Genomic DNA, 219 nt, shown 5'->3' on the forward strand with positions numbered 1-219 from the left:
CCGTCATCGACGAAGCCGGGACCGAGACCGGCATGTTCGAAATCCCGGCCGGCGGCCGCCGATATCGCGCGCTGGAGCTTCTGGTGAAGAAGAAGCGCATGACGAAGACCACGCCCGTGCCCTGCATCGTGCGCGAGGACGGCATCGCCGAGGAGGATTCCCTCGCCGAGAACGTCCAGCGGGCGCCGCTGTTAGGTTCTGTGTCGCAACTGTCCTGTT

The 219-nt window shown here is 65.3% G+C and carries 1 protein-coding gene; it reads left to right on the forward strand.

Annotated elements, in window-relative coordinates; genetic code table 11:
* A partial coding sequence (locus tag V6766_RS25595) for a ParB/Srx family N-terminal domain-containing protein (protein WP_448471048.1) occupies positions 1–219 on the forward strand: 219 nt, incomplete at both ends.

The sequence above is a fragment of the Martelella sp. AMO21009 genome (assembly GCF_053484295.1).